This window comes from Sorangium sp. So ce296, from assembly GCF_051529605.1.
In the GTDB taxonomy this organism is placed as follows: Bacteria; Myxococcota_A; Polyangia; order Polyangiales; family Polyangiaceae; genus Sorangium; species Sorangium cellulosum_D.
Genome location: NZ_CP150325.1, coordinates 13415213 through 13438671 on the forward strand (window position 1 = coordinate 13415213; position 23459 = coordinate 13438671).

The following is a 23459-nucleotide window of genomic DNA, read 5'->3' on the forward strand; positions in this document are numbered from 1 at the left end:
GCACGTTTGTCGCTCTCCTCTGCCTGGATCTCGAACGAAGGCCGGCGTGGAGCGCAGCCGGCGGCGCACGCAGCCGTCGGAACGAATAGTCCAAGTTTGAAATTTTTGAAATTAAAATTCCAAGAAACTCCACCGAACGGCGCTCGGAGCGGCGGCAATGCGCTCGGCCAGCTCCCGTCGACATTGGCGCAGGGCATCAACGATTCGACGGCGCAAGTCGAGTCGGTGGGCGGGACGGCGAGCGCATCAAAGTGAATAAATATGCAAACTCACTGCAGCCCAGACGGCATGAGCGCAAAAATCACTAATCATTATGAATATTTAGATGTTCTCACGCGCTCGCCCTGCGGCGGTGGGCGCCCATCGAGCGTCCCAAGCACATCCTGTGCCACGAGCGCTGCGGGCGAGCTCGGGCCTGTACCAGACCCCCTCTGAAAACCGCTGTCGGACCTCGTTCTACCGGTTGACAAAATAGAACAAATATTCTACGAGAAAGGTCCCTGGGCCAGAGCCGCTGGCGAGAGCAAATCAGAGCGCGTGGAGGCGAAGATCCTGCGATCAGCGCCCTGGTAGGAGTCCATCATGGCAAAGAAGATCGGGTTCGTCGGAGTGGGTTTGATGGGACACGGCATGGCCAAGAACCTCCTGGCCAAGGGCTTCCCCGTCACCGTGATGGCTCACAGGAATCGCAAGCCGATCGAAGACCTGCTCGCGCAAGGCGCGAGCGAGGCCAAGACGCCGCGCGCCATCGCCGACGCCTCCGACCTCGTCCTCCTGTGCGTGACCGGCGCTCCGCAGGTCGAGCAGGTCGTGTACGGACAGGACGGGCTCCTGGGTGCCTTCAAAAAAGGGATGATCCTGCTCGACTGCTCCACGAGCGAGCCGGCCATGAGCGAGCGCGTCGCGAACGACCTGGCGGCGCTCGGCGCGTCCTACGCCGACGCACCGCTGGCGCGCAGCCCGAAGGACGCCGAGGCCGGCAAGCTGAACACCATGGTCGGCGCCGACGAGCAGACGTTCGCCGAGGTGCGGCCGGTGCTGGAAGCGTTCTGCGAGAACATCTTCTACATGGGCGGCGTCGGCTCCGGCGCCCGCACCAAGCTCATCTACAACCTCATCACGATGGGGCACGCGGCGCTGATCGCGGAGGCGCTGTGCGCGTGCGCGGCCACGGGCGTCGACCTCGGCAAATTCGCCAAGGTGGTGGGCAGCGGCGGCGCCAACAGCGGCATCTTCCAGCTGATCGTGCCGAAGATCCTCGAGAGCGGCGACTTCAGCGGGCTCAACTTCACGCTCGCCAACGCCGCCAAAGATCTCCGCTACTACAACCGCATGGTGGCGGACGTCCCGCTCACGGCGCCGATGGGGCCTGCGGTGCTCAACGCGCTCGTGTCCGCGCTCAACTCCGGCTACGCGGACGGGCTCGTCGGACACATGGTCGCCTCCCACTGCAAGCAGAACAGCGTCGAGCTCGGAAAATGACCTCTCGCGCCTTGAACCTGGCGGCGGTGGGCGCGCTGTGCGCGCTCACAGCGGCGTGCGGCAAGAAGGCGGGCGCCGAGGGCGCCTCGTCCTCGCAGGCGGAATCAGGCAAGCCGCCGATCGTGATCGGCATCACGGCGGACGCCAGCGGCCAGTACGCGAACAGCGGCGACTCCGACAAGCGCGGCATCCTCATGGCCATCGACGAGGCCAACGCCAAAGGCGGCGTGCTCGGTAGGCCCGTGAAGTGGGTGCACATGGATACCGAGACGACGCCGGCGACGGGATCCCGCGTCGCCGAGCGCATGATCAAGCAGGACAAGGTCGCCTTCCTCGTCGGCGGCGTCAGCTCCGGCGTGGCCAACGCCATCTCGCAGGTGGCGCAGAAGTACGGCGTCATCTACCTCAACACGAACAGCAGCTCCGCCACGGAGGCCGGCGAGAACTGCCACCGCGTGAAGTTCGTGTGGGACGCCAACGGCAGCAACTTCACCCAGGCTTCCGCCAAGGGCGCGATCGAGGCGTTCGGCAAGAAGTGGCTCTTGCTCACCAACGACTACGTGTGGGGTCACGACACCGCCAAGGCCACCAAGAAGGTGGTGACGGAGAGCGGCGGCGAGATCATCGACGAGATCCTGGTGCCGCAAGGCACGCGTGACTTCAGCGCGATCCTGCTCAAGGTGCAGCAGAAGGCGCCGAACGTCATCGCCGCTGCCGTCGGCGGCGACGACCTGAAGGCCCTCCGCGCGCAGGTCGCGCAGATGAAGCTGGGCGAGAAGTACGCCTGGATCAACAACCAGCAGGACTGGCCGGACATCTACGGCTTGCCGCGCACGGACCTGTTCGGCGTGTTCGGCACGACCTGGTACCAGGGGCTCGACTTGCCCGGGGTCAAGGAGTTCAACGCCAGGTACGCCAAGGCCAACCCCGACTCGAAGATCAAGACGCCGGGCAACGTGTTCTACAACGGCTACTGGGCGACCCGCTCGCTGCTGGAGGCGGTCGAGCGCGCCAAGACGACCAAGAACCACGCGGTGATCAAAGAGCTGGAGGGCCTGAGAATTTCAGCCAAAGAGCGCATGCAGCACCACGACGCCTACATGAACCCGGCGACGCACCAGCTGCAGCAGACGATCTACCTGGCCACCGCCGACCTCGACTCCCAGAACCCCGACGCGCTGTTCAAGATCCTCAGCCACACCGATCCGAGCCAGGTCGTCGACAAGGACGCGGACGCCAAGTGCAAGCTGGAGCCGCTCGAGTCGACGCCCGTCTACGAGCCGTAAGCCGTGCTGCCCCACCTGATCAACGGCGTCTCGCTCGGCATTCTGTTCGGGCTGCTGGCGCTCGGCTTCATGCTCATCGTCGGCGTCATGGAGGTGATCAACCTGGCGCACGGCTCGCTGTTCGCGCTCGGCGCGTACCTGGCGGTGGAGATCATCAATCCCGGGTTCATGGGCGAGGCGGCCAGCGCGTACCTGGAGCTGCCGCTGGCGCTCAGGTACGCGCTGGCGCTGATCGTGGCGCCGCTCCTGCTCGGCGTCGTGGGCATGGGCCTGGAGCGCTGTATCCGCCGCACGTACGGAAAGAAGTCCGAGTACGGCCTCTTGCTCACCTTCGGCGCCTCCCTGGTGCTCGAAGAAGGCATTCGCATCGTGTGGGGCCCCGGCGAGAAGAGCCTGCCGGTGCCGGAGGCCGTGAACGGCGCGTTCATGGCCGGTGACCTCATCTACTCCAAGTACCGGTTCTTCGCCGCCTCTCTGGGCGTCGTGATGATGGCGCTCGTGTGGCTCTTCCTGGAGAAGACGCCCTACGGGGCCCGCGTGAAGGCCGGCGCGCACGACGCCGAGATGGTCCGCGCGCTCGGCATCAACATCGGTCGACTGCGGCTGTTCGTGTTCGCCATGGGCGCGGGCCTGGCGGCGCTGGCCGGCATCATCCTGACGCCGATCTGGGGCCTGCGCCCGCACGTGGGCGTGGACGCGGTGATTCCCTCGTTTCTCATCATCGTGCTCGGCGGCGTCGGTAGCTTCTGGGGCGCCGTGCTCGCCGGGCTGCTCGTCGGCGTCACGGTCGGCATCACCGGTGGATACGCCGCCGAGTGGTCGGTCATGTCCATGTACCTCTTGCTCATCCTGGTGCTCAGCGTCCGCGCGCGCGGGCTGATGGGTAAGAAGAGCGCGCTCGAGGCTTGATCGATGCCGCTTTACACACCCGTCACCACCAGAGGCCGCCAGGCTCGCGGGCAAGCCTGGGTCACGAGGCCCATGCTGATCACGCTGGCCTTGATGGCGAGCTTCCCGCTCTGGGCCGAGCACCTCGGGCTCTACCAGTACCTCGGCATCGAGGTCGCGATCTGGATGTTGTACGCCCTCGGCTACAACTTGCTCATGGGCTACACGGGCCTGCCCTCGTTCGGCCACGGCGCGTTCCTGGGCGTCGGCGCCTACGCCTACGGCCTGTCTTACCTGAGCTTGTCGCAGAACCCGCTGGTTTGCCTCGCGCTCGGCGCGGCCGCGGGCGGCCTCGGCGCTGCGCTCGTCGGGGCGCTCGTGGCGCACCGGCGCGGCATCTACTTTGCCCTGCTCACCATCGCCTGCGGGCAGGTGTTCTGGTTCGTGGCCATGAAGGCGCACTCGATCACGGGCGGGGAGGACGGCTTGCTCAACATTCGCCGGCCGGCGCTGGCTGGGCTCGAGCTGAAGGACAACGCCACGCTCTACTACGTGGTGCTCGCCATCCTGGCGCTCGCGATCGCGGCGCTGTGGCGCCTGGTGCACTCGCCGTTCGGCAAGGCGCTGCAAGCCATCCGCATGAACGAGCCTCGCGCGCGCTTCGTCGGCTACAACGTGTGGCTCACGAAGTGGGCCGTGATCGCGCTCTCCGGCGTGTTCGCCGGGCTGGCCGGCGGGCTCCTGGCCGTGGCGCAAGAGAGCGCCTATCCGGACGTGATGAGCGTGCACAGCTCCGGCTTCATCGTCATGGCGGTGCTGATCGGCGGCGGCACCGTGAGCTTCTGGGGGCCGGTGCTGGGCGCGCTGGTGTTCATCGTCGCGCGCGACCTGCTCGGCGCCGCGACCGAGACCTGGCTGCTCTGGTACGGCTTGCTCTTCATGGCGGTGGTGTTGTTCCAGCCCGAAGGCATCGCCGGCGCGTTCCAGCATTACCGCGCCAGGCTCTCGCGCGGATCGTGCGCGACGGGATCCGAGCCGCTGCCCACGGAGGCCGGAAATGGCTCTGTTTGAGGCCATCCACCTGAGCAAGCGCTTCGGCGACCGGGTGGTCTTGGAGGACATCACGCTGTCGTTCGAGCAGGGCCAGCTGTCGGGCATCATGGGCCCGAACGGCGCCGGCAAGTCGACCTGCTTCAACGTGCTCACCGGTCACTTCCCGCCGGATCGCGGGCGGGTGCTGCTGGATGGACAGGACATCACCGGCCTGTCGCCGCGGCAGATCGCGCAGAGGGGCGTGGCGCGCTCGTTCCAGATCATGAGCTTGTTCGACGAGTTCACGGTGCTGGAGAACGTGCTGTTCGCCGTGCCGGAGATGCGCCGCTCCGGCATGAACCCGTTCAAGAGCGTCGCCGCCGACTCCGCTGCCATCGACAAGGCGATCCGCGTCGTCGAGCAGGTGGGGCTCGGCCAGCGCCTCGACAGCAAATCGATCAACCTGTCCTACGGCCAGCGCCGCGCGCTCGAGATCGCCGTGGCGCTCGCGGCGGAGCCGCGCGTGCTCTTCCTCGACGAGCCGACGCAAGGCATGGGCGCCGAAGGGCGCGACCGGCTGCTGGAGCTGATCCTCACGCTCAAGCGCCGCTTCACCATCGTCATGATCGAGCACGACATGGAGTTCTTGTTCCGGCTGGCCGACCGCGTGTCGGTGATCCACTGGGGCCAGGTGATCGCGCAGGGCACGCCGGACGAGCTGCGCTCGGATCCGTGGGTGCGCCGGGCGAAGCTGGGAGCGTCGGCGGATGCTTGAAATCCAGGGCATCGAGACCTTCTACGGCGAGACGCAGGCGCTGTTCGGCGTCGATCTGAGCGTCGGCAAGGGCGAGGCCGTGGCGCTCCTCGGGCCGAACGGCGCCGGCAAGACGACCGTCTTGCGCTCCATCCTCGGTCTCACACCGGCGCGCCGCGGGGCGATCCGCTTCGGCGGCAGCGAGATCACGCGCGCGGCCACGAGCGACATCGCTCGCGCCGGCATCGGCTGGGTGCCGGACGATCGCCGCATCTTCCCCGCGCTCAAGGTGAGGACCAACCTTCAGCTGGGCAAGAAGAAGACGGCGTTCCGCAGCTGGAGCGAGAAGGAGGTGTTCGGCCTGTTCCCTGCGCTGGAGTACCTGCTCGATCGCGACAGCGAGAACCTCTCCGGCGGCGAGATGCAGATGGTCGCCATCGGCCGCGCCCTGCTGGGCGGCCCCGGCCTGGTGCTGCTGGACGAGCCGTCGCAAGGCCTGGCGCCCAAGCTGGTGCAGGACGTCATGAAGACCATCGCACGCCTGCGCGACGAGGGCATCGGCGTGCTGGTGGTGGAACAAAACGTGCGCAGCGCGCTGGCGGTGTGCGATCGCGCGTACGTCGTCCGCGGCGGCCGCGTCGTGCACCACGGGCCGGCCAAGGCGTTGCTAGAGGACGCACGCCTGCTGGGAGAGCTGTCATGACGACGCCGGTCCTCGAGGTGCGGAACCTGAAGAAGACGTACTCGCGCGGCCTGTTCGCCAGGAAGCAGACGTTCAGCCTCAGCGCCTCGTTCACGATCGAAGGGCCGGAGATCATCGGCGTGATGGGGCCGAACGGCGCCGGCAAGACGACCCTGTTCGAGATGCTGTCGGGCAGCAACGCGCCGACCAGCGGGCAGATCCTGTGCGGCGGGCGCGATATTCAAACGGTGAAGTACCGCGAGCGTGACCGCATGGTCATTCACTACCACCAGTCGTATCAGGTGCGCTCGGTCAAGAAGACCAAGCCCGATTTCATGCTGCATCCGGCGGGGTCCGACTACCCGCTGGTGCACATCTTCGACGAGCCGCAGTTCAGCACGCAAGACGGGTACATCGGCTTCATGCTGAGCTTCTTCAAGAAGCTCCGCGCCAGCGGCCGCGTGGTCATGCTGTGCGTCCATCCTTACGAGCCGTTTCACATCGATATCATGCGTGACCACTGCGAGCGCTTCCTGTTCGTGGCCGGTGGTCAGGTCGCGGAGCTGCCGACCTACGGCAGGCTGCTGGAACACACGGGCGTGCGCGACTACCTGGGCGCGCTCGCGGATTGCTGAGCAACGAGAATGACTCCAACGAGAATCGAAACGAAGGACAAGACGAACAACCCGAGCCGCGTCGCGATGGTGACGGGCGCCGGCGGCGCCATGGGCGCGGCGATCGCGCGCTCCTTGCTCGCCGAAGGCCACCGCGTGGTGCTGGCGGACGCGGATCGCGCGGCGCTCGATGCGGTGACGGCCTCCCTGGGCGATGGCGCCTACCCGATCCTGTTCGATCTGAGCGACTCGGCGCAGGTCGAGGCCGCGTGCGCCGACGTGCGCGAGCGCGTCGGGGCGGTGGAGATCCTGGTCAACAACGCGGGCGTGCTCTCCAACCACAAGCTGGCGGAGACCACGCCGGAGGAGTGGCGCAAGATCATGGCCGTCAACCTGGACGGGCCGTACCACCTGAGCCGCGAGTGGGTGCCCTCCATGCGCGAGCGCGGGTGGGGCCGCATCATCAATATGTGCTCGGTGGCCATGAAGACCGGCGGGCTCACGGCCGGCACTGCCTACACCGCGTCCAAGGGCGCGCTCGGCGGGCTCACGTTCTCGCTCGCGCGAGAGCTGGCGCCGCACGGCGTGACCGTGAACGCCATCGCGCCGGCCTACGTGAGGACCAAGATGATCACCGAGCAGCTCACGGAGGAGCAGCGGCAGCGAACGTTGAAGCAGATCCCCGTCGGTCGCTTCTGCGAGCCGGAGGAGATCGCGCACGCCGTGGTGTTCCTGTCCTCGCCCCTGGCTGGCTTCATCACCGGGGAGCTGCTCGATATCAACGGCGGTTTGCACCTGGATTGAGGCCACCATGACGACCACCGCGCCCCAGCTCTCGAGACCCCTGTTCGACAAGGTCGCGTACGTACCGGGCGGCACCGGAGCGCTCGGCGCGGCGATCGCGCGCGGCCTGGGGCAAGCCGGCGCCAAGGTGGTCGTGGGCGGCACCGACGAGCGCAAGCTGCGCGCGGTGACGGAATCGGTGCTCGCTACCGGGGCGGACGCCAGGGGCGTCGCCTTCGACGCCCGCTCGGTGAAGGACATCGGGCGCTCGGTCGACGCCGTCTGCGACCACTTCGGGCGCTGCGACATCCTGGTCAACGCCGTCGGCATCCATCGCGAGCAGCGCGTGCTCGAGGCGACCGAGGAGAGCTTCGACAGCGTGATCGACCTCAACCTGAAGGCGGCCATGTTCCTGGGGCAGGCCGTCGCGCGGCGTCAAGTGCAGCAAGGACAGGGCGGACGCCAGGTGCACATCCTGTCCGTGCGCGCCTCCCTAGCCCTGCAGGGTAAAGGCTATTCGGCCTACACCTCGAGCAAGGGCGGCCTGGCCATGATCGTCCGACAGCACGCGGTGGAGCTCGCGCCGCATCGCATCAACGTGAACGGCGTGGCGCCGACCTTCGTGCAGAGCGAAATGGCGCAACATGCACTCAAGAACCCCGAGCAACGAGCCAAGCTGCTCGAGCGCATCCCGCTCGGTCGCGTCGCGGAGCCGGAGGACGTCGTCGGACCGACGCTGTTCTTCTGCGGCCCCGGCAGCGATTTCGTGACCGGGCAGATCCTGTACGTGGACGGAGGCCTGACGGCCTGCCAATAGGGCGGCACGGGCCTCGATAGGTAATGAAGCCATGATCAAGAAACTGCAGAACTACGTAGGCGGCAAGATGACGGACAGCTCCACGCAGCGGTGGGGCGACGTCTTCAACCCGGCGCTCGGCGCCGTCACGAGCCAGGTGCCGATGTCGACGGCCGGCGAGGTGTCGAGCGCCGTGGGGGTCGCCAAGCGGGCCTTCGAGAGCTGGTCGGCGACGCCGCCCGTGCGGCGCGCGCGCGTCATGTTCGAGCTGAAGAGCCTGATCGACCGGCATGTGGACGAGCTGGCGGCGCTCGTCACCGCCGAGCATGGCAAGGTGCTCGACGACGCGCGCGGCTCCGTGACGCGCGGCATGGAGGTGGTCGAGTTCGCCGCTGGCATTCCGCAGCTGCTCAAGGGTGAGTACTCGGAGGGCGTGGCGCGCGGCGTCGACAGCTGGTCCTTTCGCCAGCCGCTCGGCGTGTGCGCCGGCGTCGGGCCGTTCAACTTCCCGGCCATGATCCCGCTGTGGATGGCGCCGATCGCCATCGCCTGCGGCAACACCTTCATCATGAAGCCGTCGGAGAAGGTGCCGTCGCTGTCGCTGCGCCTCGCGGAGCTGTGGACCCAGGCTGGGCTGCCGCCGGGCGTGTTCAACGTCGTGAGCGGCGACAAGGAGGTCGTCGACGCTCTCATCGAGCATCCGGACGTCGCGGCCATCAGCCTGGTCGGCTCCACGCCCGTGGCCGAGGACGTCTATCAGCGCGCGACGCGAGCCGGTAAGCGGGTGCAGGCTCTGGGCGGCGCCAAGAACCACATGATCGTCATGCCGGACGCCGACCTGAGCCACACGGTCGACGCTCTGATGGGCGCCGCCTACGGCTCGGCGGGCGAGCGCTGCATGGCCATCTCGGTGGCGGTCGCCGTCGGCCCCGAGACGGGCGACCGCCTGGTCGACGCGCTCATCCCCAAGATCAAGGCGCTCAAGATCGGACCCGGCGACCAGCCGGGGTTGGATATGGGGCCCCTGGTCACCAAGCAGCACCTCGAGAAGGTCTCCGGCTACGTGGACCTCGGCGTCAAGGAAGGCGCCAGGCTGCTGGTCGACGGGCGCGGCCTCAAAGTTCCCGGAGCCGAGGACGGCTTCTTCCTGGGTGGTTGCTTGTTCGACCACGTCACCTCGTCCATGAAGATCTACCAGGAAGAGATCTTCGGCCCGGTGCTCGCCGTCGTCCGCGTGCCGACGCTTGACGCCGCCATCCAGCTGGTGAATGCCCACCGCTATGGCAACGGCGGCGCCATCTTCACCAGCAGCGGCGAGGCTGCGGATGAGTTCGCCAAGCGCATCCAGATCGGCATGGTGGGCGTGAACGTGCCGATCCCCGTGCCGATGGCGTTCCACAGCTTCGGCGGCTGGAAGGGCTCGCTGTTCGGCGATCACTACATGCACGGTCCGGAGGGTGTCCGATTCTTCACGCGCCTGAAGACCGTCACGTCGCGCTGGCCGCGAGGGGCGAGCGTCGGGGCGAGCTTCGCGATGCCCACGGTGAAATGAATGAAGAAGAGCGAAGCTACGCATCCGGAGACGTACGATCAGCTGGAAAAAGCGATCATCAAACAATTCCCCAGCCTGAGCAAACGTCTCCAGCAGATTGCCAGCCACGCTCTCGACAACCCCAGTGAGCTCGCGCTCGATACCATCGCGCAGGTCTCGCAGCGCGCCGGCGTGCAACCCAGCAGCCTCATCCGCTTCGCCCAGGAATTCGGCTTCTCCGGCTACAGCGACATGCAGCGCGTGTTCCGCACGCGGCTGACCGACGCCATGCCGGATTACAAGGAGCGCCTGCGCTCCCTCGACGGCACCGAGGGCGCTCCGAGCGAAGAGGTCAGGGGCGACGCCAGGGCGCTGCTCGACCAGTTCGTCGAAGCGGACATGGTCGGGCTGCGCCGGCTGCAGCAGCAGCGGCGGATGGGGCCGCTGCTGGACCAGGCCTACAAGCTGATCACGGACTCCGAGATCGTGTACGTGGTGGCGCACCGCCGCTCCTTCCCGATCGCCTGCTACCTGGCCTACGCCTTCAGCCAGATGAACGTGCGCAACGTGCTGGTGGACGGCGTGGGCGGCATGTTCATGCAGCAGGTCGGCCATGCCACGAATCGCGACGTCATCATCGCCATCAGCTCGAAGGCTTATTCGCCGGACGTGGCGCAGGTCGTGCGTGAAGCCAAGCAGCGTGGCGTCAAGATCGTCGCCTTGACCGACAGCCCGCTCAGCCCGCTCGCCGAGCACGCCGACGTGAGCCTGGAGGTACAGCAAGCCTCGGTCGGCATGTTCCGCTCGCTCGCCGTCACCATGACGCTGGCCGTCGCGCTCGTCGTCGGCGTCGGCCGCGCCGTGGAAGCCAAGCGCAGCCACGGCAACGGCAAGAAGTCGAAGCGATCGGCCTGACGGCTTCGCGCACCGCCGGGCGTCGGGCGAGCGGTCCGGGTGAGGTGCGGCGACGCGGGGGCAGCCGGCGGCGCGAGCTGCGACGCGGCAGCCCGCCCGCTCCAGCCGCCGGCCGGCGCTGGTCAGCTCACGCGTCCGGATTCGGGATGCGCAGGTCGCGGATGAAGCTGAGCAGGCCGTAATAGGAATCGAGGAAGGTCCGAAGCGTGCGACGGGTGGCGCCGAAGCCGTCGAACTCGGCCACCGTCATACCCTTGGGGTCGTAGGCGCGCCGGAAGTCCTCGAGCTGCTCGGAGAGCTCGGTCATGGCTTGCTGCGGAACCGGGTTGTCGATGCGCGGGATGACCGGGAGCTTGGAGGCGTTGAACTTGCGCTGCCACTCCGGCGGAATCGTGAGGATGACGTCCCCGCCCACCAGCTCCGACCAGTGGAGGTGATGACGATAGGCGGCGGCGAGCAGGCGCGTGCGGTAACCTGACTGCTTGAACGTCTTGAGCGCGTTCTTGAACACCGCGATGCCGGCCCAATCCAGCGTGCCGGGGGTCGGCACCTTGCCTTGTCGTTCGCACACGACCTTGAGCCAGTCGTCGAGTCGGCCGACCATGATGGTGCAGACCGGGACCATGTCGTCCGTGGAACGTCCGGCTGCCTCACGGCGCTTGAGCCCTCGCTCGACGGCCTCGGCGACGGCGACGGCCTGCGGCGCCGTGAAGCAGACGGTGGCGTTGACGTTGACCCCCTCCGCCGTCACTTCCTCGATGGCCTGGATGCCGGCCACCGTGGCCGGAATTTTCACCTGCAGGTTGGGGGCGAGCGACGCGAAACGGAGCGCCTGGCTCACGAGCGCATGAGGGCTCTTGTGAAATTCCGCGTTGGTTTGAATCGACAACCAGCCCTTCTTGCCTCCCGTCTGCTCGAACACGGGTGTGAGCAGGCTGGCAGCCTTCACGGACATCGCTTCCATCACCTCCCAAGCGATGTGCGCCTCCGTCCACGTAGGCTGCGCTTGAATCAGCTCCTCCACGCGCGGCTTCCAGGCGCCGAACTCGGTCCTGAGCACGCTGGCGACGATGGTGGGGTTGCTGGTGGCGCCGACCGCGCCGTGCTCGAGGGCGTACTTGAGCTCGCCCACCGCGCAAGAGTCGCACCAGAAGTCCGTGGGGGTGGTCGAGGCCATCTCGTGCAGGGGGCTGCGAAACTTGGTGGACATGGTGACATTGGAACATATTTTCTAAACAACGGCAATAGTCAGAATAAAAATTCCACAGCAGGGAGCCCGGCCGCAGCCTCGAGGAGAAGGACGGCGCGGTTGAGAAGGTAAAGCAGCCAACACAGGAGACGAACGTCGTTCGGAAAGAGGACGGGAGGACGGCCGCCGTGAGCCACGAAGCTGGGTGACGGTGCGCTCGCGTGCGTCGATCGAATGTGCGGGTCGTGCGGGGTCGGAGGCGCTGCGCAGGGCGAGCGCACGTACGAAGTTCGCCCGCGGCGACCGTGCTTTTGGTACGCTGGCGGAGAACGGCGCCGTCCGTCGGCGCTCCGAGGGGCCACGGGATCATGAACGATGGCGAAGCGAGGAGTGGCAGTACAGCGGAGGTGGAACTGGAGATGCTCCGCCAGCGCAACGCCGAGCTCGAGCGGGAGCTCGCCGAGAAACGGCTGGTGGAGGCCGCCCTGCGCGAGAGTGAGGCGCGCTACCGGGGCATCGTCGAGGACCAGACCGAGCTCATATGCCGCTTCCGGATGGATGGCACGCTGACCTTCGTCAACGACGTGTACTGCCGGTACTTCGACAAGACGCGGGAGGAGCTGATCGGGCATAGCTTCACGCCGCTCGTCCCCGACGAGGATCAGCGGAACCTCGATCGCCAGTTCGCGAAGCTCGGCCCCGAGAACCCGATCGTCCACACCGAGCACCGGGTCGTGCGCCCCGACGGCTCGATCCGCTGGCTGCACTGGACCAACCGGGCCCCGCTCGGCGAGGGGGGCGCGAGCGCCGAGTTCCAGGCGGTCGGCGTCGACGTCACCGATCGCCGGCAGGCCGAGGACGAGGTGCGGCGGCTCAACGCCGAGCTCGAGCTGCGCGTGGCGGAGAAGACGATGAAGCTCGAGCAGATGGTCCGCGAGCTGTCGGCCCCGCTGATGCCGGTGGCGGATGAGGTCATCGCGATGCCGCTGATCGGCTTCCTCGACAGCGCCCGCGCCGCGGCGGCGCTCGAGACGCTCCTCCAGGGGGTGATCGCGCACAACGCCACGACGGTGGTGCTGGACATCACCGGCGTGGCCGTGATCGACACCCAGGTAGCGGACGCGATGATCCGGCTGGCCAAGGCGGTGCGGCTCCTCGGCGCGCAGGTGGTGCTCACCGGCATCCAGCCGCGGATCGCGCAGACGCTGGTCGAGCTGGGCGTCGGTGTAGGCGGCGTCGTGACGCTGCGGACCCTGAAGGAGGGTATCGCGTTCGCCCTGAAGCGCGGCCTCGCCGGCCCGGGGCGGCAAGCCCGCTAGCAAGGCTCCTCCGCGACGCGGCCGCTCTCGGCTCCGCGCAACCCATGGATTGAAGCAAGGAATCTCCGACCCTCTATCCAATCCCACGTCGCGTCGTGTAGCCTGATCGATCATGGCGCAAACGATCGCTCGGCCCGACGTGCAATCCGCCGCCAACGAGAATGCCCGCGGCGGCTCACGGGGTATGGAAGAGGTCGACCCCCGCTACATCAACGAGGACATCGCGCCCGTGCGCCTCGATCAGCGCAAATGGGGGATGAAGGACATCGCCGCACTGTGGATATCCATGTGCGCCTGTACTCCCACGTACATGCTCGCTTCGGGCCTGATCGCCGAGGGGATGAGCTGGGCTCAGGCCGAGCTCACGATCCTCCTCGGCAACGTCATCGTGCTCCTGCCGATGATCCTGAACGCGCACGCGGGCACGAAGTACGGCATTCCGTTTCCCGTCTACTGCCGGAGCGCGTTCGGCGTCCGAGGGGCCAACGTGCCGGCGGTGCTCCGGGCCCTCGTGGCGTGCGGCTGGTTCGGGATCGGGACATGGCTCGGCGGGTGGGCCATCTACAAGATCGTCGCCGTCTTCATGCCGTCGATCGAGCAGATGCCGGCGACGCCGCTCGGCATCAACGCCGCCCAGCTCGCCTGTTTCCTGCTGTTCTGGGGCATCAACGTCTGGATCATCCACTTGGGCATCGAGTCGATCCGGATCCTGCTGAACATCAAGGCGCCCCTGCTGGTCGCCCTCGGCCTGCTCTTGCTCTTCTGGGCGCATGGCCGCGCGGGCGGCTTCGGCCCGATGCTCGAGAAGCCCTCATCCTTCGCGGCGGGGCAGCCCAAGGAGGGCCAGCTCTGGACATTCTTCTTCCCCGCGCTCACGGGGATGGTCGGCTTCTGGTCGACGCTGGCGCTCAACATCCCCGACTTCACCCGCTACGCGCGCTCGCAGCGCGATCAGGCCCTCGGGCAGGCCGTCGGCCTGCCGCCCACCATGGCGTTCTTCTCGTTCATCGGCGTCGCCGTCACGTCGGCCACGGTCGTCATCTACGGGGAGACCATCTGGGACCCGGTCGTCCTCATCACCCGCTTCGAGAGCCCCGTCGTCCTGATCGTCTCGCTCGCGGCGCTCAGCATCGCCAACCTGGCGACGAACATCGCCGCGAACGTGGTGAGCCCCGCCAACGATTTTTCGAACCTCTGGCCGTCACGGATCTCCTTCCGCACCGGCGGCCTCATCACCGGCATCCTCGGGATCCTGATGCAGCCCTGGCGCCTCGTCAGCGATCCGACGGGGTACATCTTCACCTGGCTCGTCGGCTACTCCGCGCTGCTCGGCCCCGTCGGCGCGATCCTGATCGCAGAGTACTACGTGATCCGCCGGACCAAGCTCGATCTCGCCCAGCTCTACAAGCGGGAGGGGCCCTATTGGTACACGAACGGGTGGAACCCCATCGCGCTCGTCGCCCTCGTCGCCGGCGTCCTGCCCAATCTGCCCGGCTTCCTCGGCACCGTCGGTGTCTTGACGGCCTCCGCCGCATGGATGGATTTCTACCATTACGCGTGGTTCTCGGGTTTCTCGATCTCGTTCGTGGTCTACGTCGCCCTCTCGCTGATTCGCCGCCCGGCCACGCCCGCCGCCGCGTGATCCTCGCCGCGTGATCCTCGCCGCGTGACCCGCGCCGCACGAGCCGAGGCGCGACGCCCAGCGCCGACCGAGACCGGCGGCGAAGGCTGCGCCCCTGACGCGTGGCCCGCGCCGCAACATGCGCCCTCCCGCGCCACGGCGACAGGGCGCCTTCGCGATCGCATCGCCCTGGTGGGCCAGGCCCCTACCGCAGAGGACCTGTAGCACATGGTGGAGCATTCCATTCACGAGGAGCTGTCGCCCTTGAAAGGTGTCTTGCCAAACAATCGTATCTCATTCTGATTCGGCGCTATTGCTCGGTGCCTGGATGTCGGTGGTATCCTTGAATGTTCCCATAACCTTCGAGGTGCCCATCATGAAGCTCCTTCTCCTGTCGCTCTCGGCGCTCGCCCTCGCCGCCTGCGGCGACACCGGCGCATCCGTGGATGAATCCCGAGCCGCCGCGAGCGCCCCGAGCGCCCTCGCCCCCGCCCGGCCCTACACCCTCTTCGAGAGCGGCCAGGTTCGCCCTCTCGCCCTCTCGCCCGACGGGTCGACGCTCTTCGCCGTCAACACGCCCGACAACCGGCTGGAGATCTTCAAGGTCAGGCGGGGCACGCTCGTGCACCGCGGCTCGGTCGCCGTCGGCCTGGAGCCCGTCGCGGTGGCGGCCCGCAGCGACGACGAGGTCTGGGTCGTCAACCACCTCTCCGACAGCGTGAGCGTGGTCGACGTCTCGAGGCCCGGGAAGCCCCGCGTGGCGCGCACCCTGCTCGTCGGCGACGAGCCTCGCGACATCGTGTTCGCCGGCCCTGGCAAGGACCGCGCCTTCATCACCACCGCGCACCGCGGCCAGAACAGCCCTGTCGACCCGGCGCTCACCACGCCGGGCGTGGGCCGCGCCGACGTCTGGGTCTTCTCCGCGGCGAGCCAGAGCCCCGCGCCGCTCACCATCGTCACCCTGTTCAGCGACACGCCGCGCGCGCTCGCCGCCACGCCCGACGGCGCGCGCGTCTACGCGGCGGCCTTCCACTCGGGCAACCGCACCACGGTGATCGAGACCAACGTGGTGAACCTGGGCCTCGGCCTGCCCCCGCCGACCACCAACGCCGCCGGGGTGGCGCAGCCGTCGGCGCCCCTCATCGTCAAATTCAACGGCCAGCACTGGGTGGACGAGCTGAATCGAGCCTGGGACGACAAGGTGAACCTCGCGCTGCCCGACAAGGACGTCTTCGTCCTCGACGCCATGGCCGACCCGCCGGCGCAGCTCGCGGGCCCCGCGGGCGCCTTCCAGGGCGTGGGCACGGTCCTCTACAACATGGCCGTCAACCCGGTGAGCGGGCGCGTCTACGTGGCCAACACCGAGGCGTTCAACGAGGAGCGCTTCGAGGGCGCCGGCGTCTTCGCCGGCCACAGCGTGCGCGGCCGCTTCAACCACAACCGCATCACGGTGCTCGATCCGACGACGGGCGGCGTGGCCCCGCGGCACCTGAACAAGCACATCGACTACGGCGCGTGCTGCGCCCCGGTCCCGAACGCCGAGAGCCGGAAGAGCCTCGCGCTGCCGCAGGGCATGGCCGTCTCGGGGAACGGAAAGAAGCTCTACGTCGCCGCGCTCGGCTCGGACAAGATCGGCGTCTTCTCGACCGCGGCGCTCGAGGCCGACACCTTCGTGCCCAGGCGCGCGAGCCAGATCCCCGTCTCCGGCGGCGGGCCGACCGGCGTGGTGCTCGACGAAGGGCGCAAGCAGCTCTACGCCCTCACGCGGTTCGACAACTCCATCGCGGTCATCGACCTCGACGCCCGGGCCGAGATCGCGCACGTGCCCATGTACAGCCCGGAGCCGGAGAGCGTGGTCCGCGGCCGCCGCTTCCTCTACGACGCCTCGTTCTCGTCGAGCCACGGCGACTCGGCCTGCGCGAGCTGCCATGTCTTCGGCGACGTCGACAGCCTGGCGTGGGACCTCGGCGACCCGGACGCGACGACCACGCCGATGCCAGGGCCCTTCGTGCTCGATCCAACGCTCTTCGGCCAGCCCGCGGAGTTCGCCGCCCTCAAGGGGCCGATGACGACGCAGAGCCTGCGCGGGATGGCCAACCACGGCCCGATGCACTGGCGGGGGGACCGCACCGGCGGGAACGACGCGCCGAGCGCGCAGCCGGACAGCGGCACCTTCGACGAGGAGGCGGCGTTCAAGAAGTTCAACGTCGCCTTCGTCGGCCTGCTCGGGCGCAGCGCGCCCATCCCCGAGGCGGACATGCAGGCGTTCACCGACTTCATGCTCCAGGTGATGTATCCGCCCAACCCCATTCGCCGGCTGGACAACACGCTCACCCCCGACCAGGAGGCGGGCAAGGCCTTCTTCACCGAGCCGGGCGGCGCGTGCAGCACGTGCCACGTGCTCGATCCCGCGGGCAACGCCGAGCATGGGGTTCCATTCCCGGGCTTCTTCGGGTCCGACGGGCGCTACACGTTCGACTTCATCTTCCAGAGCTTCAAGGTCGCCCAGCTGCGCAACGTCTATCAGAAGGTGGGGATGTTCGGCATGGTGCAGAACCCCCGCTTCAACGATCGAGACGTCGAGTTCCAGGGCGACCAGATCCGCGGGTTCGGCTTCGGCCATGACGGGACGATGGATACGATCTTCCGCTTCCACGATCAGCGCGGCTTCAACGAGGCGCCCGGGGTCGCCGGCTTCCCTCCGGGCGAGGCGGGCGACGTGCTGCGCCGGCAGGTGACCTCGTATCTGCACGCGTTCGATACGAACCTGGCGCCCATCGTGGGCCAGCAGGCGACGCTCGCCGGCGCCGGCGACACGGCGGCCGAGCAGCGCGTGGATCTCTTGATCGCGCGCGCCGGCGCGGGCGAGTGCGATCTCGTGGTGAGAGGCCGCATGCAGGGCGAAGAGGCGGGCTTCCTCTACCAGGGCGACGGCACGTTCCGCCGGAACCGGGCGGGGAGCGCGGCGATCGGCGCGGCGGCGCTGCGCCAGCTCGCGGCCCCGGCGCACGCGCTGACGTACACCTGCGCGCCGCCGGGCTCGGGGGTGCGGATGGCGCTCGACCGCGACGGCGATGGAGCGCTCGACGGCGACGAGGAGGACGCGGAGACCGATCCGGCGGATCCGGCGAGCCATCCCGGAGGCTGAGCAGGGACAGCGCCCGCGCGTGCGCTCACGTCGTGGGCGCACGCGCCGGGGCGGCCATCGCCGTCGACCCGACGAGCGCGTCCAGACCAGAGCGCCGCTGCCCGCGCGGCCACGGGGCCTGGAGAGGCGTACGCCTCGATGGCGTGCGGCTTGCAATCTGCATCAACCGCTCTCGGACTGGCCTCTCCACGGCCCGAAGAGCGCGGGAACATGAAGAGAAGCAGCATTGGACCGTTCCTGGATCTCACCCTCGCCATGGCCCTCGTCGGCAGCTCCGTCGTGGCCGGCAAGATCATCACCCGCGAGTTCCCGGTATTCCTGGCTTCGGGCCTGCGCTTCGGGCTGGCGATGCCCGTGCTCATCCTCCTCCTGCTCGCCAAGGAGAAGCGCATGCCGGCCCTCGTCTGGCGCGACTACCGCGTGCTCTTCCTCCAGGCGCTGACGGGGGTGTTCCTGTTCAGCCTCTTCCTCCTGTACGGACTGCGCTACACGACGTCCTCCGAGAGCGGCATCATCACCAGCACGACACCGGGCGTCACCGCCCTCCTCGCGGCCCTGATCCTCGGCGAGCGGCTCAATCGCTGGAAATGGGCCGGCGTCGGCCTCTGCGTCGCCGGGATCGCGGCCCTCCAGCTCGGCTCCGGCGGAGAGGGCGGCGCGGAGGGCGCCCGCGGCTCGGCTCACCTGTTCGGCACGGTCCTGATCCTGGGAGCGGTCGTGTGCGAGGGCCTGTTCACGATCCTGGGAAAGGTCATGACCGCGAAGCTCAGCCCCCTCGCGGTCTCGACCATGGTGGTCGCCTTCGGCTTCATGCTGTTCTTGCCGCTGGCGGTCTACGAGGCCCGCTCGTTCTCGTTCTCGCGGGCCTCGACGGCTGGTTGGCTGTCGATCGTGCACTACGCGCTGGCCGTCACGGTCCTCGGCTTCGTCCTGTGGTACCGGGGCGTCAGCAAGGTCTCCGCTGCCACGGCGGCGGTCTTCACGGGAGTCCTGCCCGTGAGCGCGCTGATCCTGTCCTACCTCGTGTTGCACGAGGAGCTCCGCGCCGCGCACGGGCTCGGCATCCTGCTGATCTTCGGCGGGATCCTGTGCGCGGCTCGGGAGCGTTAGCGCCAAGCGCTCCCGCGGTGCCTTTGCCGAGGCTTCCGTCGTCAACCTAGTGGACTGTTCGATAAGTTTTTTAACATATTCCCCGGGGTGGCGTAAGCTTCGGCATGCGAGGACGACCACCCAGGAAGATCGAGCTGTCGCAGGAGGATCGGGCGTACCTGGAGCGGCTGGTGCGCGATGGACGGACCGAGCAACGCGTGGCTCGCCGAGCTCGGGTGCTCTTGGCCATGGCAGACCCGGCGACGGTCGTGGAGGAACTGGCGACGCACGTGGAGCAGAGGCGCGAGAGCATCTGGCACCTCTGCCGTCGGTACGAAAAGGTGGGGGTTCGGGCGGTCGAGGACGCCCCTCGCGAGGGTCGGCCCCGGGCTTTTTCCCCCTCTGCAACGCGTCGGCCTCGAGATGCTCGCCTGTTGTGAGCCCGCAGGGCTCGGGCTGCACATGACGCACTGGTCGACGCGCAGCCTGGCGAAGGTGGCGGCTGAGCGTGGGCTGGTGCCGAAGATCGCGCACTCGACCGTCTCGCTGATCCTGCGTACCGCCGATCTGCAACCCCACCGTTCGCGGTACTGGAAGACGCCCACGATCGATGCCGACTTCGAGAGGAGGGTGACGCGCATCCTGTGGTGCTACGAAAGAGCCTCGGATCTAGCCGCGCGCGGCGAGCTTGTACTTTGCTTCGACGAGAAGCCGAACATCCAGGTGCTCGAACGCCGGCGACCGACGCGCCCCGTGAGGCCCGGCCAGGCCGAGCACCAGGAGTTCGAGTACATCCGGCACGGGACGGTGAACTTCGCCGCGGTCCTCGATGTGCACACGGGCAAGATGCGCGGATGGTGCCCCAACCGGAACGATAGCGAGCACCTGCGCGCGATCCTGCCCGAGTTACTCCACGAGTGCTGCGATGCGCGACGCGTGCACCTGATCTGGGACGGAGCCCCGTCCCACGTCGCACAGGAGACCACCACCCTGCTGCGTACCCTCTACCCGCACGTCCGCGTCCTCGTGACGCCGGCGCACGCCTCGTGGCTCAACCAGGCTGAGTTGCTGCTCCGCGCGTTCAGCGAGCGCTACCTGAAGCGCGGCAGCTGGAACAGCCGCCAGCAGCTCGTCGAGCACCTGGACGCGAGCTGGCGAGAGTACGACCAGCTCTACGCTCACCCGTTCAGGTGGTCCTGGACGCGGCAGAAAATGCACCGCTGGGTTGAGCGGCATGCCGCGTGATTATGTTAAAAAACTTATCGAACAGTCCACTAGAGCGGATCTCGGTTGGAACTGAGACACCGTCCTCCTTCCCTCTTCCCTCTTCCCTCTTCCCTCTTCCCTCTTCCCTCTTCCCTCCTTCGTCTTTCGTGCTCCTCTTCGTGCGCGTGCGCGTGCGCGATTTGTCGGAATCAGCGCGCACGCGCACGCGCACGAAGGACGCGCACGGGAGACGGGAGACGGGAGACGGGAGACGGGAGACGAGGGACGAGAGGCGAGAGCCGAGAGACGAGAGACGAGGGACGTTGGTTCTAGCGCGCGTCGTGCTGCTCGGGGCAGCCCCGAGCCCCCTACCCGCGCGTCGCTTCCTTGAGCTCGCGGACGAACCCCTCGACCGCGGCCAGCCGCGCCGGCGCCGGCGTCGCGTCGAGGAGGCGAATGATCGCGCTGCCGACGATGGCGCCGTCGGCGCAGCGCGTGACCTGGCGGACGTGGGCCGGCGTCCCGATGCCGAAGCCGACCGCCACCGGGAGCGCCGTGGCGGACCGGATGCGGTCGACAAGCGCTTCGACCCCGTCCGCCACGCGGTCCCGCACGCCGGTGACGCCGTTCAAGGAGACGCAGTAGACGAAGCCGCGGCCCTTTTCGCCCAGCGCGCGGAGGCGAGCCGGGCTGGTCGTCGGAGCGGCGATGAAGGCGACGCCGAGGCCGTGGGCACCCAGGACGTCGAGCCAGGGGTCGGCGGAGTCGGCCGGCAGATCGGGGACGATGAGGCCGTCGACGCCCGCCTGGACCGCCGTCGCGGCGAGCCTGTCCAGACCGAAGGCGAGGAACGGGTTGCTGTAACCCATCAGCACGATCGGCACCGACACGGAAGCCGCGCGGGCACGGGTGATCTCGGCGAGCAGCCAGGCGAGGCTCGCGCCATTGGCCAGCGCGTCGTGGCTGGACTTCTGGATCACCGGGCCGTCGGCGACCGGATCCGAGAACGGTACGCCGACCTCGATGGCGTCAGCGCCCGCGCGCTGGAGCGCCGCGAGCAGCGGGATGAGCGACTCCCGCGACGGGTGGCCGGCGGTCACGTAGGGGATCAACGCCCGCTCGCCGCGGCGAGAGAGCTCCGCGAACCGAGCTTCGAGTTTTCTCATGATCAGGCTTTCTCCCTGTGCATGTGTTCGATCGCCGAGGCGAGGTCCTTGTCGCCGCGGCCGGAGATGTTCACCACCAGGATCGCGTCGCGCCCGAGGCTCGGGGCGAGCTCAAGGGCGTGCGCGACCGCGTGCGAGGACTCGAGCGCCGGGAGGATGCCCTCCATGCGGCAGAGCGTCTGGAACGCTTCGAGGGCGCGCGCGTCGTCGACGCCGACGTACCGGACGCGGCCCGTGTCGCGCAGGTGGGCGTGCTCGGGGCCGACGCCCGGGTAGTCGAGGCCCGGCGCGATGCTGTGGGTCTCGAGGATCTGGCCGTCGTCATTCTGAAGGACATAGGTCTTGGAGCCCTGGAGGACGCCGACCTTGCCCGCGAGGAGCGACGCCGCATGCAGCCCGCTCGCGAGGCCCCCGCCGGCGGCCTGGACGCCGATTAGATCGACCGACGGCTCGTCGAGGAACGGCGCGAAGATGCCGATCGCATTGCTGCCGCCGCCGATGCACGCGACCACGGCGTCGGGCAGGCGCCCCTCGCGCTCGAGCACCTGCGCCCGGCACTCGGCGCCGATCACCGTTTGAAAGTGGCGAACGATGGTGGGGAACGGGTGCGGTCCCACCGCGGACCCGAGCAGGTAATGCGTCGAGTCGACGTTGGCGATCCAGTCGCGCAGGGCCTCGTTGCTCGCGTCCTTCAGCGTCTTCGAGCCGGCGTGGACGAACCGGAGATCGGCGCCCAGCATGCGGATTCGCTGGACGTTCATCGCCTGGCGCTCGGCGTCGACGGCCCCCATGTAGACCGTGCAGTCGAGCCCGAGCAGGCACGACGCTGTCGCGATGGCGACGCCGTGCTGGCCGGCCCCGGTCTCTGCGACGATGCGGCGCTTGCCGAGCCGGACCGCGAGCAGCGCCTGGGCGACGGCGTTGTTGATCTTGTGGGCGCCGGTGTGGGCGAGATCCTCGCGCTTGGCGTAGATGCGCGCGCCGCCGAGGGACTCGCTGAGGCGCAGGAGCGGCGTGAGCGGCGTCGGGCGGCCAACGAAGCTCGTGAGAATGTCGCCGAGCGTCCGGTTGAACTCCGCGTCGTCCTTGTAGCGGAGAAAGCCCTGTTCGAGCTCCTCGAGATTGCGCATCAGCGTCTCGGCGACGAAGCGGCCGCCGAACGCGCCGAACACCCCCGGCGCGGGCCCCGCAGAGCCAAGGAGCGACCTGAGGGCCGCGCCGGGATCGGGCGCGCTGACCAGCGCCTCGCCGACGAGGATGCCGTCGAACCCCATGCCGGCGACGGCGGCCACGTCCGCGGCGCTCTTGAGGCCGCTCTCGCTGACCGCGAGCACGTCGGCCGGGATGAGCCGGCGGAGCGCGCGGGACCTGTCGAGGTCGACCGCGAACGTCGACAGATCGCGGTTGTTGACGCCGATGATGCGAGCGCCGGCCTGCACGGCCCGCTCGATCTCGCCGGCGTCGAAGGTCTCGACCAGCGCCTCCATGCCGAGCGAGCGCGCGAGCGCGATCAGCTCGGTGAGGAGCGCCGCGTCGACGCCGCGCGCGATGAGCAGCACGGCGTCGGCGCCGGCGGCGCGGGCCTCGATCACCTGGTACGGGTGGACGACGAACTCCTTGTACATCACGGGGACATTCACCCCCGCGTCGTTCGCCACGGCCTCGACGATCTCGGGGCCGCCGCCGAAGAACTCCCGATCGGCGAGCACGCTGATGGCGCGGGCGCCGTTCGCCGCGTAGGCGCGGGCGATGGCCACCGGGTCGAAGCCCTCGCGGAACACGCCTTTCGAGGGCGACTTCAGCTTGATCTCGGCGATGGCGGACACGCCATCTTTGCGCAGCGCCCCCGCGAAATTCCGGGGCGGTCGGGCCGCCCTGGCCCGCTGCTCCAGCGCGGCGCGCGGGACGCGGCGCTCCTTGGCGGCGATCTCACCGCGCTTGTGTTCGAGGATCACATC

The 23459-nt window shown here is 68.3% G+C and carries 19 protein-coding genes; 16 read left to right on the forward strand and 3 right to left on the reverse strand.

Translation table 11 applies throughout. The features are described 5' to 3' along the window. Positions 1–582 precede the first annotated feature (582 nt). From WME98_RS49515 to WME98_RS49565, 11 genes are all read left to right on the forward strand, one after another. Entirely contained in the window at positions 583–1482 is a 900-nt protein-coding gene (locus WME98_RS49515) for an NAD(P)-dependent oxidoreductase (protein WP_061627849.1), read from the forward strand. Further along, positions 1479–2768: an ABC transporter substrate-binding protein gene (locus WME98_RS49520; RefSeq protein WP_437948486.1), complete on the forward strand. Its 1290-nt coding sequence runs from the start codon at positions 1479–1481 to the stop codon at positions 2766–2768. Before WME98_RS49515 ends, WME98_RS49520 begins: the two co-directional genes overlap by 4 nt. 3 nt (positions 2769–2771) lie before the next feature. Further along, positions 2772–3677 carry a branched-chain amino acid ABC transporter permease gene (locus WME98_RS49525; protein ID WP_437948487.1) on the forward strand — a complete coding sequence of 302 codons (906 nt, stop codon included), beginning with the start codon at positions 2772–2774 and terminating at the stop codon, positions 3675–3677. A gap of 72 nt (positions 3678–3749) precedes the next feature. Beyond that, a complete protein-coding gene (locus tag WME98_RS49530; protein ID WP_437948488.1) occupies positions 3750–4727 on the forward strand; it encodes a branched-chain amino acid ABC transporter permease in 978 nt (325 codons plus the stop codon). After that, positions 4714–5463: an ABC transporter ATP-binding protein gene (locus tag WME98_RS49535; protein ID WP_437948489.1), complete on the forward strand. Its 750-nt coding sequence runs from the start codon at positions 4714–4716 to the stop codon at positions 5461–5463. Before WME98_RS49530 ends, WME98_RS49535 begins: the two co-directional genes overlap by 14 nt. After that, the gene (locus WME98_RS49540; protein ID WP_437948490.1) at positions 5456–6145 is read left to right on the forward strand and encodes an ABC transporter ATP-binding protein; all 690 of its coding nucleotides are present in this window, start codon (positions 5456–5458) and stop codon (positions 6143–6145) included. Before WME98_RS49535 ends, WME98_RS49540 begins: the two co-directional genes overlap by 8 nt. Then, positions 6142–6759, forward strand: coding sequence for an ATP-binding cassette domain-containing protein (locus WME98_RS49545; protein ID WP_437948491.1), 618 nt, complete (start codon positions 6142–6144; stop codon positions 6757–6759). The genes WME98_RS49540 and WME98_RS49545 overlap by 4 nt, the downstream gene beginning before the upstream one ends. Before the next feature lie 9 nt (positions 6760–6768). Then, on the forward strand, positions 6769–7542 hold the full coding sequence (locus WME98_RS49550; protein ID WP_437948492.1) for an SDR family NAD(P)-dependent oxidoreductase: 774 nt from the start codon (positions 6769–6771) through the stop codon (positions 7540–7542). 7 nt (positions 7543–7549) lie between these two features. Continuing rightward, entirely contained in the window at positions 7550–8338 is a 789-nt protein-coding gene (locus WME98_RS49555) for an SDR family NAD(P)-dependent oxidoreductase (RefSeq protein WP_437948494.1), read from the forward strand. A gap of 31 nt (positions 8339–8369) precedes the next feature. Next, positions 8370–9869, forward strand: a complete 1500-nt coding sequence (locus tag WME98_RS49560; protein ID WP_437948495.1) for a CoA-acylating methylmalonate-semialdehyde dehydrogenase — start codon at positions 8370–8372, stop codon at positions 9867–9869. Then, positions 9870–10763: a MurR/RpiR family transcriptional regulator gene (locus WME98_RS49565; RefSeq protein WP_061627857.1), complete on the forward strand. Its 894-nt coding sequence runs from the start codon at positions 9870–9872 to the stop codon at positions 10761–10763. 127 nt (positions 10764–10890) lie between these two features. Here WME98_RS49565 and WME98_RS49570 read toward each other — a convergent pair whose 3' ends face one another. After that, on the reverse strand, positions 10891–11973 hold the full coding sequence (locus WME98_RS49570; RefSeq protein WP_437948496.1) for a transaldolase family protein: 1083 nt from the start codon (positions 11971–11973) through the stop codon (positions 10891–10893). 398 nt (positions 11974–12371) lie between these two features. Between WME98_RS49570 and WME98_RS49575 the strand changes: the two genes are divergently transcribed. From WME98_RS49575 to WME98_RS49595, 5 genes are all read left to right on the forward strand, one after another. After that, positions 12372–13271 (forward strand): PAS domain S-box protein, encoded by a 900-nt coding sequence (locus tag WME98_RS49575; protein ID WP_437948497.1) that lies wholly within the window; start codon positions 12372–12374, stop codon positions 13269–13271. A gap of 184 nt (positions 13272–13455) precedes the next feature. Then, a complete protein-coding gene (locus tag WME98_RS49580; RefSeq protein ID WP_437948498.1) occupies positions 13456–14913 on the forward strand; it encodes an NCS1 family nucleobase:cation symporter-1 in 1458 nt (485 codons plus the stop codon). 355 nt (positions 14914–15268) lie between these two features. Further along, complete coding sequence (locus tag WME98_RS49585) at positions 15269–18040, forward strand: beta-propeller fold lactonase family protein (protein WP_437948499.1); 2772 nt, start codon at positions 15269–15271, stop codon at positions 18038–18040. 210 nt (positions 18041–18250) lie between these two features. Next, positions 18251–19150 carry a DMT family transporter gene (locus WME98_RS49590; protein WP_437948500.1) on the forward strand — a complete coding sequence of 300 codons (900 nt, stop codon included), beginning with the start codon at positions 18251–18253 and terminating at the stop codon, positions 19148–19150. A 402-nt stretch (positions 19151–19552) separates the two neighbouring features. Continuing rightward, on the forward strand, positions 19553–20374 hold the full coding sequence (locus WME98_RS49595) for an IS630 family transposase (RefSeq protein ID WP_437948501.1): 822 nt from the start codon (positions 19553–19555) through the stop codon (positions 20372–20374). Positions 20375–20703: 329 nt separating this feature from the next. Here the strand turns inward: WME98_RS49595 and trpA are convergent, their stop codons facing one another. Together trpA and trpB are read right to left on the reverse strand one after the other, a co-directional pair. Further along, positions 20704–21501 carry a tryptophan synthase subunit alpha gene (gene trpA, locus WME98_RS49600; RefSeq protein ID WP_437948503.1) on the reverse strand — a complete coding sequence of 266 codons (798 nt, stop codon included), beginning with the start codon at positions 21499–21501 and terminating at the stop codon, positions 20704–20706. Between the two features lie 2 nt (positions 21502–21503). Then, the gene (gene trpB / locus WME98_RS49605) at positions 21504–23456 is read right to left on the reverse strand and encodes a tryptophan synthase subunit beta (protein WP_437948504.1); all 1953 of its coding nucleotides are present in this window, start codon (positions 23454–23456) and stop codon (positions 21504–21506) included. Positions 23457–23459 lie beyond the last annotated feature (3 nt).

What these genes read in the sequence shown, in the direction of transcription:
- WME98_RS49530 (WP_437948488.1), top strand. Translation starts at nt 3,750, where the DNA reads ATGCTGATCACGCTGGCCTTGATGGCGAGCTTCCCGCTCTGGGCCGAG.
- WME98_RS49520 (WP_437948486.1), top strand. Translation starts at nt 1,479, where the DNA reads ATGACCTCTCGCGCCTTGAACCTGGCGGCGGTGGGCGCGCTGTGCGCG.
- WME98_RS49585 (WP_437948499.1), top strand. Translation starts at nt 15,269, where the DNA reads ATGAAGCTCCTTCTCCTGTCGCTCTCGGCGCTCGCCCTCGCCGCCTGC.
- WME98_RS49560 (WP_437948495.1), top strand. Translation starts at nt 8,370, where the DNA reads ATGATCAAGAAACTGCAGAACTACGTAGGCGGCAAGATGACGGACAGC.
- WME98_RS49570 (WP_437948496.1), bottom strand. Translation starts at nt 11,973, where the DNA reads ATGTCCACCAAGTTTCGCAGCCCCCTGCACGAGATGGCCTCGACCACC.
- WME98_RS49590 (WP_437948500.1), top strand. Translation starts at nt 18,251, where the DNA reads ATGAAGAGAAGCAGCATTGGACCGTTCCTGGATCTCACCCTCGCCATG.
- WME98_RS49515 (WP_061627849.1), top strand. Translation starts at nt 583, where the DNA reads ATGGCAAAGAAGATCGGGTTCGTCGGAGTGGGTTTGATGGGACACGGC.
- WME98_RS49550 (WP_437948492.1), top strand. Translation starts at nt 6,769, where the DNA reads ATGACTCCAACGAGAATCGAAACGAAGGACAAGACGAACAACCCGAGC.
- WME98_RS49535 (WP_437948489.1), top strand. Translation starts at nt 4,714, where the DNA reads ATGGCTCTGTTTGAGGCCATCCACCTGAGCAAGCGCTTCGGCGACCGG.
- WME98_RS49595 (WP_437948501.1), top strand. Translation starts at nt 19,553, where the DNA reads ATGCTCGCCTGTTGTGAGCCCGCAGGGCTCGGGCTGCACATGACGCAC.
- WME98_RS49580 (WP_437948498.1), top strand. Translation starts at nt 13,456, where the DNA reads ATGGAAGAGGTCGACCCCCGCTACATCAACGAGGACATCGCGCCCGTG.
- WME98_RS49555 (WP_437948494.1), top strand. Translation starts at nt 7,550, where the DNA reads ATGACGACCACCGCGCCCCAGCTCTCGAGACCCCTGTTCGACAAGGTC.
- WME98_RS49545 (WP_437948491.1), top strand. Translation starts at nt 6,142, where the DNA reads ATGACGACGCCGGTCCTCGAGGTGCGGAACCTGAAGAAGACGTACTCG.
- trpA (WP_437948503.1), bottom strand. Translation starts at nt 21,501, where the DNA reads ATGAGAAAACTCGAAGCTCGGTTCGCGGAGCTCTCTCGCCGCGGCGAG.
- WME98_RS49540 (WP_437948490.1), top strand. Translation starts at nt 5,456, where the DNA reads ATGCTTGAAATCCAGGGCATCGAGACCTTCTACGGCGAGACGCAGGCG.
- WME98_RS49565 (WP_061627857.1), top strand. Translation starts at nt 9,870, where the DNA reads ATGAAGAAGAGCGAAGCTACGCATCCGGAGACGTACGATCAGCTGGAA.
- WME98_RS49575 (WP_437948497.1), top strand. Translation starts at nt 12,372, where the DNA reads ATGCTCCGCCAGCGCAACGCCGAGCTCGAGCGGGAGCTCGCCGAGAAA.